The 1,409-nt window shown below is 66.9% G+C and carries 1 protein-coding gene; it reads right to left on the bottom strand.

Features of this window, described 5'->3' with window-relative positions:
• Window positions 1–1,409, bottom strand: a 1,409-nt coding sequence (acs, locus tag WS46_RS00200; protein WP_059688963.1) for an acetate--CoA ligase, incomplete at both ends; no start/stop codon positions are given.

The following is a 1,409-nucleotide window of genomic DNA, read 5'->3' as shown; positions in this document are numbered from 1 at the left end:
CGCTCCGGGTCGCCCCAGATCGTGCGGATCATCGCCGGCCACGGACGCTTGACGACGAGAATGCCGCCTTGCCCGTTCGGTACGTCCTGCCCCGTCTCGTCGACCACCGCGGCCATGATGCCCGGCAGCGGCAGCGTGCACGAACCCGGCACCGTCGGCGTCGCGCCCGGCAGCGGCGTGATCATGTGGCCGCCGGTTTCGGTCTGCCACCACGTGTCGACGATCGGGCAGCGTTCCTGGCCGACGTGCTTGTGGTACCACATCCACGCTTCCGGATTGATCGGTTCGCCGACCGTGCCGATGATGCGCAGGCTCGACAGGTAGTAACTCTTCGGATGGACCTTGTCGTCGGCCTCGGCGGCCTTGATCAGCGAGCGGATCGCGGTCGGCGCGGTGTAGAACACCGTGACCTTGTGATCGTTGATCATCTTCCAGAAGCGGCCGGCGTCCGGGTAAGTCGGCACGCCTTCGAACACGACCTGCGTGCCGCCGCACGCGAGCGGGCCGTAGGTGATGTACGTGTGGCCCGTGACCCAGCCGATGTCGGCCGTGCACCAGAACACGTCGGTGGGCTTCCAGTCGAAGGTCCACTTCATCGTCTGCGCGGCCCACAGCAAATAGCCACCGGTGCTGTGCTGCACGCCCTTCGGCTTGCCGGTCGAGCCCGACGTATAGAGGATGAACAGCGGGTGCTCGGCGCCGACCCATTCGGGTGCGCACGTATCGGATTCGCTGTCGGCGATCTCGTGCATCCACAGGTCGCGCCCGGCGTGCCAGTCGATCTTGCCGCCGGTGCGGCGATAGACGATCACGCTCTTGACGGCTTCGCAGCCGCCCATCGCGAGCGCCTCGTCGGCGATGCTCTTGAGCGGCAGCGTCCTGCCGCCGCGCGCCTGCTCGTCGGCGGTGATGAGCGCGACCGCGCCGACGTCGACGAGCCGCTCGTTCAGCGATTTCGCGGAGAAACCGCCGAACACGACCGAGTGCGTGGCGCCGATGCGCGCGCAGGCCTGCATCGCGACGATGCCCTCGATCGACATCGGAATGTAGATGACGACGCGATCGCCCTTGCCGATTCCGCGTTTCTTCAGCGCATTCGCGAAGCGCGACACGCGAGCGAGCAGGTCGGCATAGGTGACGCGCGTGACGGTGCCGTCGTCGGCTTCGAAGATCACCGCGACGCGCTCGCCGTTGCCGGCTTCGACGTGACGGTCGAGGCAGTTGTACGACGCGTTGAGTTCGCCGTCGTCGAACCACTTGTAGAACGGCGCATTGCGCTCGTCGAGCACCTTGGTGAACGGCTTGTGCCAGGTCAGGCCTTCGCGCGCGAGACGCGCCCAGAAGCCTTCGTAATCCTGCTCGGCTTCGGCGGCCAGCGCGCGGTAGGCCGGCATGCCGGAAATGGTCGC

Origin of the sequence: Burkholderia sp. RF4-BP95 (genome assembly GCF_001521985.1) — a bacterium.
Lineage (GTDB): Bacteria > Pseudomonadota > Gammaproteobacteria > Burkholderiales > Burkholderiaceae > Burkholderia > Burkholderia diffusa.
Note: the sequence above shows the minus strand (reverse complement) of the source record. Positions and strands in the feature narration are given on the sequence as shown.